Genomic DNA, 13,280 nt, shown 5'->3' on the forward strand with positions numbered 1-13,280 from the left:
GACGCAACGCTGCGGACAGCCTTCACGATGTTGGCGTACGAGCCGCAGCGGCAGAGATTCCCGATCAGGCCACGGCACACGGCTTCGTCCGTCAACGGCGTTTCGCGCTCAAGCATGGCCGCCGCCGCGACAACAAAGCCCGGTGTGCAGTATCCGCACTGGACCGCCTGCGCGTCAATGAAGGCTTGTTGAACCGGATGAAGGCGACTAGGCTGGCCGAGCCCCTCGACGGAGGTCACATCGGCACCGTCGATCTGCACCGCGAGCATCAGGCAGCTCTTGATCGGCGCCCCGTCGAAGAGCACCGTACATGCCCCGCACACACCGTCGTCACATCCGACGTGACAACCCGTCAGCCCGAGGTCGCGACGGAGAAAGTCCACCAGCAACAACCGCGGCTCAATCTGCCAACGCCCCCGCTTGCCGTTGACACAGGCTTCGATCTCGACCTGCGATGGCATGTCATTCCTCCTGAGCTGGCGCTTCGCGACCGCGCCCCGTAGTGCACCGTTCGAGCGCCTGGGCGATAAGAACCGAGGCAATGCGCGCCCGGTACGCCGCATCACCTCGAGGATCCTCGAACCGTAGACGATCCGTCTGGAATTCGTCGATCGCTTCACGGATGCGGTGTTCGGTCGCCCGCCCCGTGCGCGCAAGCTCCTCAATCGTCACTGCACGCCATGGTATGTCGAACAAACCTCCGACCGCGATTCGAGGTTCACGACCCGGCGCGCCAGGCACAACGGCGACATTCACGATCGGGGTTCCGTTGAGTTGGGGCGCGAGCTCGAGATAGACCCCTTGCGCGTGCTCCGGCGTATGCCGGATACGCAATCGAATCAGAAGTTCATCCGCTCGCCGGCTCGACTGGCGAAAGCCCGTGAACATGTCCGCTACCGGACAATCGCGAAGGCCGCCGGTGTGAATCAACACGGCCACGGCGTCCAGTGCAATGAGCGCCGTGGCCAAGTTGGCTCGTGGATCCGCGAAGCAGATGTTCCCGCCGATGGTGCCCCGGGCGCGCACCTGAATGTCGCCGAGATGTCTCGCTGCGCTGGCGAGCAGCGGGACTTTGGACTGAACGAGTGGATGGTCTGCGATGTCCTGGTGGCGGGTCATTGCTCCGATGAACAACTCCTCCGCCTCATTTGTCGTGATGCCCGCGAGTTCGTCAATTCGATTGAGGTCGATAATCCGCGTGGGCCGCACGATGCGCAGCTTGAGTAGCGGGACCAAGCTCTGCCCTCCCGCGAGCACGGTCCCTCCGGCCGTGAGCGCTTCGCATGCCTCTGCGACAGATGCCGGCCGCACGTAGTCGAAGGATGCCGGTCTCATTTACGTCGCCATTCCGTGTAGCAGTCGTAGTCAAAGATCCATCCGAGCGTTCAAGCGCCGATCATTTTATAGATGACTTCGACGGCATCGCGTCCGGGCGGCTCCGTGAAGTCCCCTGCCAATTCGCCAGCCAAAGAGACGACAGATGTCATCACTGCGCCGGCGGCTTCAAAGCGACGGAACGCTGCATCTTCGGAACGAACGGAAAGCCCGCCGCAAACATCGACCACGACATAGACCTTGTAGCCCTGGGCGATTCCGGACAGGGCAAGCCAGTACAGGCAGATTTCCGTCGCCACGCCACAAACGATCAACGTCTTGCGACCAGTGTCTTCGATCGCTCTACGGAATGCTTCGTTTGCGAATGAATCTGGCGTGGTGCGCAAGAACTTGTCATACTGAGTGCGCGTGCCATCAATTTCTGGAATGATCTCAGGTAGCCCGCCATCGCTCTTCGGGATCGTCATGGCCAGCGTTGGTATATTGAAAATTTCGCCGAGTCGGGCTAATCCCCAGGCAGATCGTTTGAGACTCTCGGTTGAAACCGTCAAAGGTAATTCCGCGATCCCGACCTGAAGATCACCGAATATCAAAACAGCCTCGTCAGGTCGAATTTTTGATTCCATAACCGCTCCGTTCCAATGAATGTTTGAAGCCACCAGTAAGGCCGCGCAGCACGTCAGCAGGCCATACCGCCATCTACTGCAAATTCACCGCCAGTAATGAAGCTCGCCGAATCCGATGCGAGGAATGCAACCGTGCTGGCGACGTCCTGAGGTTTCCCGATTCGTCCGAGAGGCGTCATGGCCTCAAACTCAGCGCGGGTTTCCGGCGTTGTGACCGCTTCCATCATCGGTGTGTCGATAATGCCAGGAAAGACCGCATTGACCCGGATGCCATATTTGGCCAGATCCAAAGCGGCATGACGGCTCATGCCGCGAATGGCCCATTTCGTAGCGCCGTAGTCGAAAATGCTGGGCATGCCTCGCAAGGCAGCCGTCGAGCTGATGTTGATGATCGATCCGGAACGGGCGCCTCGCATTGCGGGCAGTACCGTCTTCATTCCAAGGAACGTGCCAAGCATGTTGATCCGGATCAGCTTCTCGAAGTGCTCGTACTCCGTTTCTTCTATTGGCAAATGATTGTCGTTAAGGGCGGCATTGTTAACGAGCACGTCGATTTTTTCGAAGGCGTTCAACGCACCAGCGACTACTTCTTGCCACTGATGAGCCTGGGATATATCCAGTTTTTTGAAGATGACACCCTTGCCACCAATCGACGCGGCCACTTCAGCGCCCGCAGGATTCACATCCGCAAGAACCACCCGCGCACCTTCAGCGGCGAACATTCGCGCCTCGGCCGCACCCTGCCCCGACGCCGCTCCCGTGATAATCGCGACCTTGCCATCCAGTAATCCCATTTCATCGTCTCCGATTAAGTATTTTTTGCATCCCAGCCGCGCGGCTCACGCGCGAACCCTGCTCAGAAACTGCATCTAGACCGATTGCGCCAGCGCATCGTTGACGCGCGTAGCGGCCGTCCACTTGATGACTTGTTCGAGCCCGTGGCGGCACAAGATCTCGCTCTCGTTAAAAACGATGAACGGTTTGGCACCAGACTCCATGCCCACTTGTGTGCTCTCAATGTTCCCAAGGTCCTCGAGCATGGTATCGGCCATGTGGGAGGTGAAATACTCGAGCTGGAGACGCTCGCGCACGGTCGTCGGCTTCCGCTTGTAGAAACGCGCTTCCCAGACGGTCGTATTCGACGATGTCGGCCAGAACTCGTGCGTCCAGAACAAGTTCGCGGAAATTTGCAGATGCCAGTTGGGGAAGAACCAATTGATGTCACTCGACCAGTTCTCGTTTTTCGTCGGATTCACGCCCTTGTGCTCGACAATCGCATTGATCTGCCCGTCCTCGCGAGTGCCCGTGATGGTCTGATCTGCCGCGAAGAGCCATCGGCTGACTTTCGACTTATCCGACGGTTGATAGGTCGGGTTGAGCCACAGCGAGAGGGAGCGATGCGCGCCGTACAGATTGGCGCTGATCGGCCGGCAGAATGGATTGCCTTTCCCCGTGTAAATCGGCGCCAACGTCCTAGGGTGAATCGAGGCAACATGGTAGGCCTCGCTGAAGTTATCCGCTACGGCTTTCCAGTTCGCCTTGAACTCGCCGCGCATGACGATTGGGTGGTCCGGATTCGGGTAATCGATGTTGGCCATCGCGTCTGCCATTGGCCCCAGGAACTCCACGAGGCTGACTTCCGGCGCTGGCGCCATATTGATGAAAATCCATCCATCCCAGACGTCCAGAGTGACGGGCGTCAACCCGCATTTCTTCTTGTCGAGATTGAAGAATCCCGATTCATCCGGCACGTTCGCCAATTCGCCCGCATTGTTGTATGCCCAGCTGTGGTAACGGCAGACGAAGCGTTTCGCGTTGCCGCACGAACGATGCTCGACCACATTGGCACGGTGAGCGCAGACATTGTGAAACGCCCGAATGTTCCCGTCCTCCGATCGAGCGACGATCACCGATGCCTTGAAGAGGGCGAGCTCCTTGACGAAGAAATCGCCGGGTTTCGGAATTCGCTCGATGCGTCCTATCATTAGCCACGCTCGGCGGAAAATCCGCTCACGCTCGAGTTCAAACTGCGTAGGATCGGTATACAGCGAGGTCGGCATTGGGCCGGTAGATAGACCGACTGACTCGGTCAGGCTGGATTGGAAATCGATGGGGTTATTCATGCCAACTCCTTCAATGCGTGAAAATCGGAAGCAATCGTGGTCGAGCCAGCTGTGTGTTCAGCCATGCGGCTGAAAACCCGTGAGTATCTGAAGAGCGTGTTTCGGCGGTGCGTGCCGGACAGCCGGCGACTGATGGATCTCCACCGAAACACCTGCATGGCACATCGCGAGCAGCAGGCGAAACAGATTGACCGCTGGCTCGGGCATGTCGTCCAACGGGAAACGCTCGAGGTACACAGTCGCCTCTTCGGCGCGCGCAAACATAGCCTCGTAGAATCGCAGGACCTCGGGATAAGGCGTTGTCGAGCGGCAAATCCACCGCTCGTGCGACGTCGGCGTACTCCAGCGATCGAGAAACTGATCGAGATCCTCGAAACCTTCCGGCAGACGGCGGGAATCGGGCGTCGTGTCGTGAGTCATGGTGCTCCTCCAGATTAGGGCAATGTCGACGGTCTGTTTTCGGATAATCAGACGCGCCGCTGAATTTTTTTATGCAGTTACTGATCTACTAGATATTGTCGAACTGCGATACGTTTTTGCCGTTTGCAGATTACATGAGTAGCACCAGTCGATGTCAACGCGAGTCTGTCGCGCGTTCCGTACTTCGGGATTCCTAGCTTTCTACGGCGATTCCGGCGGCGCCATGCCTGCCGGCGACCTTGTGGCCGCGACGAGTCTATGCTCGCGTCAGCAACGGAGCCTCTCGGCTGCTCCCTGGTACTGTTTTTAATGCAAATGGATCAGCCCGGCCGCGGCCCCTCCAAACACGGGCACACCGATCCATGTCCAGAGAGCGGTTGTGCCCCGGGACGAGCCGTCAGCGACACGCTCTCGCGCCCGCCCCTGCGCTTCCAACGGCACTTCGGTGCTGGCGGTTCTGATTTCGGCGTCCTGTCGCTGCATTTGCGCTTCAAAGCGTCGGAAGAAATCATTGACCATGGATCGGGCCACACCGTCAATGAGCCGGTGGCCCGCCTGTGTGATCTTGCCGCCCACCTGCGCTTGCGCGGCATAGGTCAGCTCGCAACCCGCGCCTTGCGGCGCCAGGCTCACCCGTGCATCGCCCTTGGCGAAGCCAGCGTGTCCGCCCTGCCCCTCGAACCTGATCGTGTAACTATGCGGAGGGCCCATATCGGTCAGCGTGATATTTCCCTTGAACCTCGTCGCGACGGCGCCGATCCTTACCGTCAACCCGATCTGATATCGGTTCTCGTCGATCGGCTCGACCTTGTCGCAGCCGGGAATGCAGGCCTCGAGCACGAGTGGGTCGTTAAGTGCTCTCCAGGCATGCTCCCGTGTCACGGTAAACGCGCGGTTTCCTTTTATTTCCATGATTTTCGAGGATTTTCAGTCCAGTGCCTGCGCAGCGGCACGCTGGGTCAGGAAGCGGGTCCGGTTGGCCCAGTGAGCGACTGTCGTCCACCGGTCACTGCGTCCCGCACACACCCGGGTAATCGCTTGAACTCTATATGGGCCTCGGAGGCCGTCCGACCTCGGGGGAGCGTTGACCGCCCGCGAGGCCGCCTTCAGTGCGCGTCCCGGGGGCGGCGGGTATTGCCCGCGCTCAAGGCCTCTTGATGAGCGGCGATCCCGAGCAAGTAGCAGACCTCAGCTTCGCGCCTGGTGCGTAGGAAGCATTCGCGGGCAGCGCCGGAATTCACTTCACGTGTCAGAGATCGAGGACCAGTCGCGCTGTCTTCGAACGCGAGCAACAAGGCGTAAATTGATCATTTACCGCTTGCTCGTCGGGCGTGAAGAAAACATCTCTATGGTCAGGCACGCCCTCGAGTACACGTGTCACGCACGTGCCACAGACGCCGTGTTCGCATGAAGTCTGTATTTCAACGCCGACCTCTGCGAGCGCCTGCACCACGCTCTGGTCCTTTTCAACAGGGACGACGCGGCCCGAACTCGCGAGTTGCACTTCGAAACGTCCATCGCTTTCCAACGGTATAAGGTCGGCTGAGAAGAACTCATAGTGCAGATGTGCCTCTGGCCAGCCCGCGCCGCGGGCAGCGCTCAATACGGCGTCCATGAAACCCCTTGGGCCGCATACGTAGAGATGCGTGTCTGCTTCGGGGTGTGCGAGCGCTGCCGCAATGTCGTATCCTTGATCTGCCGCTTCATCGTCGAAATGAAACTGCACGTTGCTCGCGTATCGTGAACCGCGAATGCGATCAAAAAATGCCGTGCGCTCGCGTGAGCGCGTGCAGTAGTGCATCTCGAACGGTGCCCCCGTTAACGAAAGACGCTCCGCCATGCATAGGATAGGTGTGACGCCAATACCACCGGCCAACAATAGGCTGCGCTTTGCCGCGTGCGCGAGCTGGAAGTGGTTCCTCGGCGCACTGATTGTCAGGATATCTCCCAACTGCACACGATCATGCATGCCAGCCGAGCCACCGCGCGTCCTGGGGTCTCGCAGCACGGAGATCAAATAGCGGTGACTCTCCGACGAGTCGTTGCATAGCGAATACTGCCGGGTCATTCCTGCTGGCGTGCAGACATCGATGTGCGAACCTGCGGAGAATGCCGGTAACGGTTTGCCGTCCAGCGCGACCAACTCGAAACTGCAGATGTCGACGGCCTCCACGGCTTTGGCAGCAACACGAACTTTCAATCCATCCATTACATTCCTCATGTCATCCATTACATTCTTTGTGCCAAGGCCGGTCGGTCAAGCAAGCGCTTCTGGCACGGTTGCAGCGCTCGTCCCCTTGACGATCTGCTCATCCAACCACCCTCCCGATCAATTCCCGATTGATTGACACCAACTGCCAGCGAATTTCGCATCGCCGAATGTCCGTTGATAACGATCGTCCCAGTGTTAATGGCTCGCGCAACGCCAAATTAACAGCTCACATCGGTCGTATGAATTCCACTTGACAAGCCCTACACCCTGTCGTTAGCGATGACAATGACTTCGTTTTCCGCATCGAACGGACTGACGCATAACACGGGGTCAAATACATGCGTTCGCTGGACAAAGCGCCCACCGCGGACTTGGCCAGACGTTCGTCTTCCCTAGTCCCGCGTTTCTCGATGTTTTTCTGCTCATGAGAACATGACCTTGAAAGGCACGGAATTTCGGCATTATCGATATCGCGATATCGGTAGAGAACCGGATGATGAGAGAAGGAGCTGGAACGCTCCTGGCGCGAACGCGTCGCAGTGTCTCCATGTTGGATTTCGCTCTGAGGGCATCCGTAGCGCTTATGTTTGTGCCCTTTCCACTCTTTTAAGCGAGCGCTATTTCGACGGTCAATGCAGTGCGACGAAATGTTCCGTACTTCGGGCCGACGCTTGGGGTTCCACGTCGCCGGCTCGGAGTTTGTTGGTCGAGCGAGCTCGGGCTACAGCTCGCAGTACGGAACACTTGAATATACGTCCTTGACGAAACAATCCTTCGCGACGAACCTAGCGAGGCAGATGCAGAATGGCCAAGCAATTTTCAACGAGGCACTGATGAAAGCAGGCAGACGTCTTCCTGGCAGCCCCGATCCCATGCACACATGGACAGGCGCAGACGGTATCCGGCTAGCGGGCGATTCGTGGGGCTCTCCCCAAGGCCCTCTCGTCATTTTGCTGCACGGCGGCGGTCAGACTCGCCACGCATGGGGGGTACCGGGGAACGACTAGGCGCCGCCGGATATTTCGCTGTGGCCTTTGATGCACGCGGTCACGGCGATTCCGATTGGTCCGCAGAGGGCAATTACAGCCAGGACACGATGGTGCGCGATCTTGGGCACGTCCTGCTCGCACTAGGCGGACGTCGACCGGTGTTGGTGGGTGCTTCGATGGGTGGTGGCACCAGTCTTGTCGCGGTCGGGGAGGATCGCGTGGATGCCACCGCACTTGTCCTGGTGGATATCGTCCCCTACACCGAGCCCGCCGGCGTCGCCCGGATTCAGGCGTTCATGTCGCAAAAGCCGGACGGTTTCGATTCGCTCGAAGAGGTCGCGGAAGCCATCAGTCAGTATCGTCCCCAACGCCCTCGCCCGCGGAATCTCGATGGCCTCGCCAAAAATGTGCGGCTCGGCGACGATGGGCGATACCGATGGCATTGGGATCCCCGTTATCTGGCTAGCCCGCGCGACCTTCAACGACGTCACGAGCGGCTCTCGGCCTGCGCACGCCGTTTGACGCTGCCCACCTTGCTCGTTCGTGGAGGCAGCTCCGACGTCGTCAGTGAAGCGGGTGCTCAAGCGTTCCTCGAGCTTTGTCCGCATGCCGAATACGTCAACGTTGTTGAGGCCGGGCATATGGTGGCAGGCGACAGAAACGACGTCTTCGGACAAGCGACCCTGGATTTTCTCAGGCGCAGCGTCCCTGTGGGAACGGCACCCGTCCATCCGCCGCATACTTCCAAGTCGTCGGGCATGTCCTCGGGTGAGGACATCGCGGACATACCCTGAGCCGCCGAGGTCGTGAGGAATGTCCGATATGCCGCCCTCAGCATGCTGGGGGATTACACCAAGATTTCGCGCGGCTCGTCCGTACTTTCGGCCCCGTACGCAGCATTAAATGCAAGCGTAACGATCCGCTCGCTGGCCAGACTGGAGCAGCTTCGCGCGGCGCCGTCGAGCGGCCCTGAAACCGCACCGCGCACTCGTGCTCGCATTGTCGAACACGCGTCGGATCCTGGGCCACCAGCGCCGTCTCGTGGACCTTGTACTCGAGATGATGCTCACATTCGAGCGCGGCAACTGACCGAGCACACGCGGGACTGTCGACCGGTCCGCCACGCGGTGCGCGTCACGATGGCGACGCTTCGGACGTCCGCAATGTAATTCCGGCCCATGCACCGCTCGCGGAGAGTTCACCAATTAGCTCGACAATCGTGCGCCGAACGGCCAGCGCCGCCGAATTTACGGGCAACGTATTCGACCAGCACAGGCTCGCCGGACGCCAGAGTTCTGGATCAACAATACGGCGCATCTTAGGGCGGTTCGATAACTCGCGCAGTGCCACCGACGACGCAGGCAGGATCGTGCATGCCGCACCCGACTGCGCGAGCGAAAGCAAGGTCGGCAACGAATCGATATCCGCGATGATGTTAAGCGGTACCTGCTCTCGCGCGAATGCGCGCTCGAGCAGTAAGCGCAGCCCGTTTGACGCACTTGGCGCCACCAGCGGTACACCGGCGAGTGCTGCGAGGCTGCATGTGCGTGCGCGCAACGATACTGCGCCTCCCGGCTCGCCGAGCAGATGCAGCCCTTCGTCGAAAAGGGGCCATGCCGTTATTCCAGTCGTGTTCGACTCCCGAAAAAGGATAGCTAGATCGAGACGTCCGTTCGCGAGCAACTCGTTGATAAAGCCACTCATGCTCTCGAAGTATTGCAGCCGGATGCCAGGATAGCTCGCGCGCACCCGTTCGAACACGGGAACGGCGAGAATCGAGGTCATCGTCGTCGGAAATCCGATAGCTACGGTCCCGGACTCGACTCCGGCGCCCTCACGCACGTCCTGCCGCAGTTGCTCCATTTGTCGAAGCACGAGCCTCGCATGACGGTAGAGCGCCTGACCAGCAGCAGTCGGTTTCACCCCTTGCGGGCTACGGAGCAGAAGCGACACGCCGAGGTCCCCTTCAAGCTTCGCGATCTGCTGACTCAACGATGGCTGTGCAACATAGAGTTTTTCCGCTGCCTTACCCAGGCTCCCGTATTCGACGATGCTGACGAAGTAGCGAAGCTGGCGAACGTCCATGGCAATTTGAATGGGTGTGGAAGCCATAAGATACCCCTATGGCGGGCACATTCAAACAGTATTTCCGCTGCGCGGCCGTTTCACATAAAGTCGCCTCATTCTTGGTCCAAACAGCTAACTCGCCGGCTCTGCCATGGAAACGACAATGAACCATCCGCAGCCCAGCGACGGACACCGCACAGAGCAGGTGGCCACCGACGTGATCTCGGTCGACCGAGCCGCTGCATTCGCCGCCACGATCGATCACGGCGATACTCCCACAGTCGGCGATGCGCTGTCTCCGCTCTGGCACTGGTTGTACTTCTGGTCGGTCAGTCGGCAATCGGCACTCGGGAACGACGGTCACCCCCGCACAGGTGGCTTTCTTCCGGATCTCGGCCTGCCGCGCAGAATGTGGGCCGGCGGCCGCCTCTTCTTCAATGCCCCCCTGACGATCGGCGAAATCGCCACACGCAGTTCCCGGGTGCTGTCGGCCAAACACAAAGAAGGACGAAGCGGCCAACTCGGATTCGTCACGCTCGAGCACGTGGTCGAATCTAATGGGGTCCGGGCGATCCGCGAGGAACAAGACATCGTCTATCGCGGCCTTGCGGAGCCCGGCGTGGCCGCCCCCGCTCCGAATGCGGCGCCCGGCGACGCCAGATGGCAGCGCGAAATCACGCCAAGCGAAGTGCTGCTGTTCCGGTACTCTGCGCTGACGTTCAACGGTCACCGGATTCACTACGACCGGGCCTACGCGCAGCAGGCAGAAGGCTATCCGGATCTGGTCGTCCACGGTCCGCTGATCGCTACTCTGCTGCTCGACCTCGTGACGCATGCACTGCCCGGCGCGTCCGTCCGCGAATACACGTATAAGGCCATACGGCCAACCTTTCTTGGCAACGCGTTCTTCGTATGCGGCCGCCTCGCCAACGACGGCCGTTCAATCGATCTCTGGGCAAAAGACCACGAAGGCTGGCTGACGATGTCCGGCTGTGCGACCCTCGCCTGATTAACTAAATCCGCCACGATCCAAGGGACATATTCCATGAACCACGCATCCGACCAGTACCGGGATATTCGCGAAGCCGTCCGCGACCTCTGCAACGAGTTTCCTGCGGAATATTTCCGTAAGGTCGACGAGGAACGCGGCTATCCCGAGACCTTTGTCGATGCGCTGACGAAGGCCGGCTGGCTGGCTGCACTTATTCCGCAGGAATACGGCGGCTCGGGACTCGGCTTGACGGAAGCGTCAGTGGTCATGGAGGAAATCAATCGGGCCGGCGGCAACTCGGGGGCGTGTCACGGCCAGATGTACAACATGGGCACGCTGTTGCGTCACGGCTCGGCCGAGCAAAAGCAGACGTACCTGCCGAAAATCGCGAGCGGTGATCTGCGTCTGCAGTCGATGGGCGTAACCGAGCCGACGACCGGCACCGATACGACCAAGATCAAGACCACCGCCGTGCGCAAAGGCGACCGCTACGTCATCAACGGGCAGAAGGTGTGGATCTCGCGCATTCAGCACTCCGATCTGATGATCTTGCTCGCACGCACGACGCCGCTTGCGGATGTGACGAAGAAAAGCGAAGGGATGTCGATTTTCATCGTTGATCTCCGTCAGGCGATCGGCAATGGCATGACGGTTCGGCCGATTCCGAACATGGTCAATCACGAGACAAATGAGCTGTTCTTCGACAACCTCGAAATCCCTGCCGAGAACCTGATCGGCGAGGAAGGCAAGGGCTTCAAATACATCCTCGACGGCCTGAATGCGGAGCGCACGCTAATCGCAGCCGAGTGCATCGGCGACGGCTACTGGTTCGTCGACAAAGTGTCGCAATACGTGAAGGATCGCGTCGTGTTCGGCCGCCCGATCGGCCAGAACCAGGGCGTGCAGTTCCCAATCGCGCGCGCGTTAATCAACGTCGAAGCAGCGAACTTGATGCGCTTCGAGGCCGCACGCCGGTTCGACGCGCACGAGCCGTGCGGCCCGCAGGCGAACATGGCGAAGCTGCTCGCGGCGGACGCGTCGTGGGAAGCCGCGAACGCGTGCCTGCAGTTCCACGGCGGCTTCGGTTTCGCATGTGAATACGATGTCGAGCGCAAGTTCCGCGAGACGCGCCTCTATCAGGTTGCGCCAATCTCCACGAACCTGATCCTCTCGTATGTCGCCGAGCACATTCTTGGTCTGCCCCGCTCGTTCTGACGAGGAGCGTCGAACATGCGCCCGCTCCAAGACATCAAGGTCATCACATTCGAGTACGCGATCGCTGCGTCGTTCTGCACACGGCAGCTTGCGGATCTCGGCGCCCGCGTCATCAAGGTGGAACGGCCCGGCACCGGCGACTTCGCGCGCAGTTAAGACGAACGGGTCTTGGGACTCGCGTCGCATCTCGTATGGACTAACCGGTCGAAGGAAAGCATCACGCTAGACGTGAAACAGCCGTCCGCGATTGCGGTGGTACACAAGCTGCTCGCAGACGCCGACGTGTTCGTACAGAATCTTGCGCCCGGCGCGACGCAGCGCCTGGGACTCGACTACGAAACCCTTCGCCGACGCTACCCGCGGCTGATCGTCTGCGACATCTCGGGCTACGGTCTGGACGGTCCGTTCCGCGATAAAAAGGCGTATGACCTGCTGATCCAGAGCGAGTCCGGCTTTCTGAGCATTACCGGATCGGAAGGCGAGCCGGCCAAGGCAGGCTGCTCGATCGCGGATATTGCTGCGGGGATGTACGGCTACACGAATATCCTGGCGGCGCTGATCGAGCGCGGGCGTACCGGGCAAGGGCGGCACGTCGAGGTGTCCATGCTCGAAAGCATGGTGGAATGGATGAGCTACCCGCTCTATTACGCGATCGACGGTCAGACACCGCCCCGCCAGACCGGGGCGTCTCACTCGACAATCTTTCCTTACGGGCAATTCCAGTCCCGCGATGGCAAGACCGTCATGTTGGGCGTGCAAACGAACGCGAATGGAAAAACTTTTGCGCGATCGTGACCCGCAAGCCGGAAGTGGCAACGGAAGACCGATTCAGCTCGAACAGCCGCCGGGTCGCGAATCGCGGGGAACTGGCGCAAATTATCGTGGAAGCGTTTTCGACGCTGTCGGCGTCCCAGGTCATCGAGCGGCTCGAGCAAGCCGGCATCGCGAACGCACGCATGAACGACATGCACTCAGTCTGGACGCACAAACAGCTCGCCGCCCGCAACCGGTGGACCAAGGTCGGAACCCCCGCGGGTGACATCCCTGCCGTTTGGCCGCCGGGCATCAATCCCGCGGACGACGCGCGCATGGACCCGGTACCCCGCCCTTGGTCAACATACCGACACGGTCCTGCGGGAGCTCGGCTATAGCGATGACCAGATCGACACTTTCCACGAAATTGACGCCGTCTGACGAGACGTCAGTGCGCCCGTCGGCGCCATTTCAGTCTCTACGTGGCTGAAGCGGCAGGAATCGCAGGCGCGCAATTTCGCGACATGTGTGAACTTTCGCTTTACGGGC

Annotated in this window: 11 protein-coding genes and 2 pseudogenes; 4 read left to right on the forward strand and 9 right to left on the reverse strand. The window is 59.9% G+C overall.

What is annotated here, in order from left to right; genetic code table 11:
• Positions 1–23 precede the first annotated feature (23 nt).
• From B0G77_RS43910 to B0G77_RS28975, 8 genes and pseudogenes are all read right to left on the reverse strand, one after another.
• Positions 24–563, reverse strand: a pseudogene (locus B0G77_RS43910) ((2Fe-2S)-binding protein); the annotation flags it as partial.
• Entirely contained in the window at positions 463–1,335 is an 873-nt protein-coding gene (locus B0G77_RS28945; protein WP_133665343.1) for a xanthine dehydrogenase family protein subunit M, read from the reverse strand. The gene B0G77_RS28945 and the pseudogene B0G77_RS43910, both read right to left, overlap by 101 nt.
• 50 nt (positions 1,336–1,385) lie before the next feature.
• Complete coding sequence (locus B0G77_RS28950; RefSeq protein ID WP_133665344.1) at positions 1,386–1,961, reverse strand: isochorismatase family protein; 576 nt, start codon at positions 1,959–1,961, stop codon at positions 1,386–1,388.
• A gap of 53 nt (positions 1,962–2,014) precedes the next feature.
• A complete protein-coding gene (locus B0G77_RS28955) occupies positions 2,015–2,755 on the reverse strand; it encodes a glucose 1-dehydrogenase (protein WP_133665345.1) in 741 nt (246 codons plus the stop codon).
• Between the two features lie 75 nt (positions 2,756–2,830).
• Complete coding sequence (locus tag B0G77_RS28960; RefSeq protein ID WP_133665346.1) at positions 2,831–4,084, reverse strand: aromatic ring-hydroxylating dioxygenase subunit alpha; 1,254 nt, start codon at positions 4,082–4,084, stop codon at positions 2,831–2,833.
• Between the two features lie 57 nt (positions 4,085–4,141).
• A complete protein-coding gene (locus tag B0G77_RS28965; RefSeq protein WP_131315390.1) occupies positions 4,142–4,504 on the reverse strand; it encodes a hypothetical protein in 363 nt (120 codons plus the stop codon).
• A 306-nt stretch (positions 4,505–4,810) separates the two neighbouring features.
• The gene (locus tag B0G77_RS28970) at positions 4,811–5,416 is read right to left on the reverse strand and encodes a carbon monoxide dehydrogenase subunit G (RefSeq protein WP_133665347.1); all 606 of its coding nucleotides are present in this window, start codon (positions 5,414–5,416) and stop codon (positions 4,811–4,813) included.
• 337 nt (positions 5,417–5,753) lie between these two features.
• Positions 5,754–6,713: a PDR/VanB family oxidoreductase gene (locus tag B0G77_RS28975; protein WP_243751258.1), complete on the reverse strand. Its 960-nt coding sequence runs from the start codon at positions 6,711–6,713 to the stop codon at positions 5,754–5,756.
• Between the two features lie 1,030 nt (positions 6,714–7,743).
• Between B0G77_RS28975 and B0G77_RS28980 the strand changes: the two genes are divergently transcribed.
• Positions 7,744–8,499 (forward strand): alpha/beta hydrolase, encoded by a 756-nt coding sequence (locus B0G77_RS28980; protein ID WP_243751259.1) that lies wholly within the window; start codon positions 7,744–7,746, stop codon positions 8,497–8,499.
• Between the two features lie 340 nt (positions 8,500–8,839).
• Here the strand turns inward: B0G77_RS28980 and B0G77_RS28985 are convergent, their stop codons facing one another.
• A complete protein-coding gene (locus tag B0G77_RS28985) occupies positions 8,840–9,790 on the reverse strand; it encodes a LysR substrate-binding domain-containing protein (RefSeq protein ID WP_133666920.1) in 951 nt (316 codons plus the stop codon).
• Between the two features lie 145 nt (positions 9,791–9,935).
• Here B0G77_RS28985 and B0G77_RS28990 point away from each other — a divergent pair, with 145 nt between their 5' ends.
• The 3 genes and pseudogenes from B0G77_RS28990 to B0G77_RS29000 all read left to right on the forward strand — a co-directional run bounded on the left by B0G77_RS28990 (position 9,936) and on the right by B0G77_RS29000 (position 13,172).
• Complete coding sequence (locus tag B0G77_RS28990) at positions 9,936–10,781, forward strand: MaoC family dehydratase N-terminal domain-containing protein (protein WP_133665349.1); 846 nt, start codon at positions 9,936–9,938, stop codon at positions 10,779–10,781.
• 36 nt (positions 10,782–10,817) lie between these two features.
• Positions 10,818–11,978: an acyl-CoA dehydrogenase family protein gene (locus B0G77_RS28995; protein ID WP_133665350.1), complete on the forward strand. Its 1,161-nt coding sequence runs from the start codon at positions 10,818–10,820 to the stop codon at positions 11,976–11,978.
• A gap of 15 nt (positions 11,979–11,993) precedes the next feature.
• A pseudogene (locus tag B0G77_RS29000) lies at positions 11,994–13,172 on the forward strand (CaiB/BaiF CoA-transferase family protein).
• Positions 13,173–13,280 lie beyond the last annotated feature (108 nt).

The sequence above is a fragment of the Paraburkholderia sp. BL10I2N1 genome, assembly GCF_004361815.1.
GTDB lineage: Bacteria > Pseudomonadota > Gammaproteobacteria > Burkholderiales > Burkholderiaceae > Paraburkholderia.

What these genes read in the sequence shown, in the direction of transcription:
- B0G77_RS28945 (WP_133665343.1), bottom strand. Translation starts at nt 1,335, where the DNA reads ATGAGACCGGCATCCTTCGACTACGTGCGGCCGGCATCTGTCGCAGAG.
- B0G77_RS28950 (WP_133665344.1), bottom strand. Translation starts at nt 1,961, where the DNA reads ATGGAATCAAAAATTCGACCTGACGAGGCTGTTTTGATATTCGGTGAT.
- B0G77_RS28955 (WP_133665345.1), bottom strand. Translation starts at nt 2,755, where the DNA reads ATGGGATTACTGGATGGCAAGGTCGCGATTATCACGGGAGCGGCGTCG.
- B0G77_RS28960 (WP_133665346.1), bottom strand. Translation starts at nt 4,084, where the DNA reads ATGAATAACCCCATCGATTTCCAATCCAGCCTGACCGAGTCAGTCGGT.
- B0G77_RS28965 (WP_131315390.1), bottom strand. Translation starts at nt 4,504, where the DNA reads ATGACTCACGACACGACGCCCGATTCCCGCCGTCTGCCGGAAGGTTTC.
- B0G77_RS28970 (WP_133665347.1), bottom strand. Translation starts at nt 5,416, where the DNA reads ATGGAAATAAAAGGAAACCGCGCGTTTACCGTGACACGGGAGCATGCC.
- B0G77_RS28975 (WP_243751258.1), bottom strand. Translation starts at nt 6,713, where the DNA reads ATGGATGGATTGAAAGTTCGTGTTGCTGCCAAAGCCGTGGAGGCCGTC.
- B0G77_RS28985 (WP_133666920.1), bottom strand. Translation starts at nt 9,790, where the DNA reads ATGGACGTTCGCCAGCTTCGCTACTTCGTCAGCATCGTCGAATACGGG.
- B0G77_RS28990 (WP_133665349.1), top strand. Translation starts at nt 9,936, where the DNA reads ATGAACCATCCGCAGCCCAGCGACGGACACCGCACAGAGCAGGTGGCC.
- B0G77_RS28995 (WP_133665350.1), top strand. Translation starts at nt 10,818, where the DNA reads ATGAACCACGCATCCGACCAGTACCGGGATATTCGCGAAGCCGTCCGC.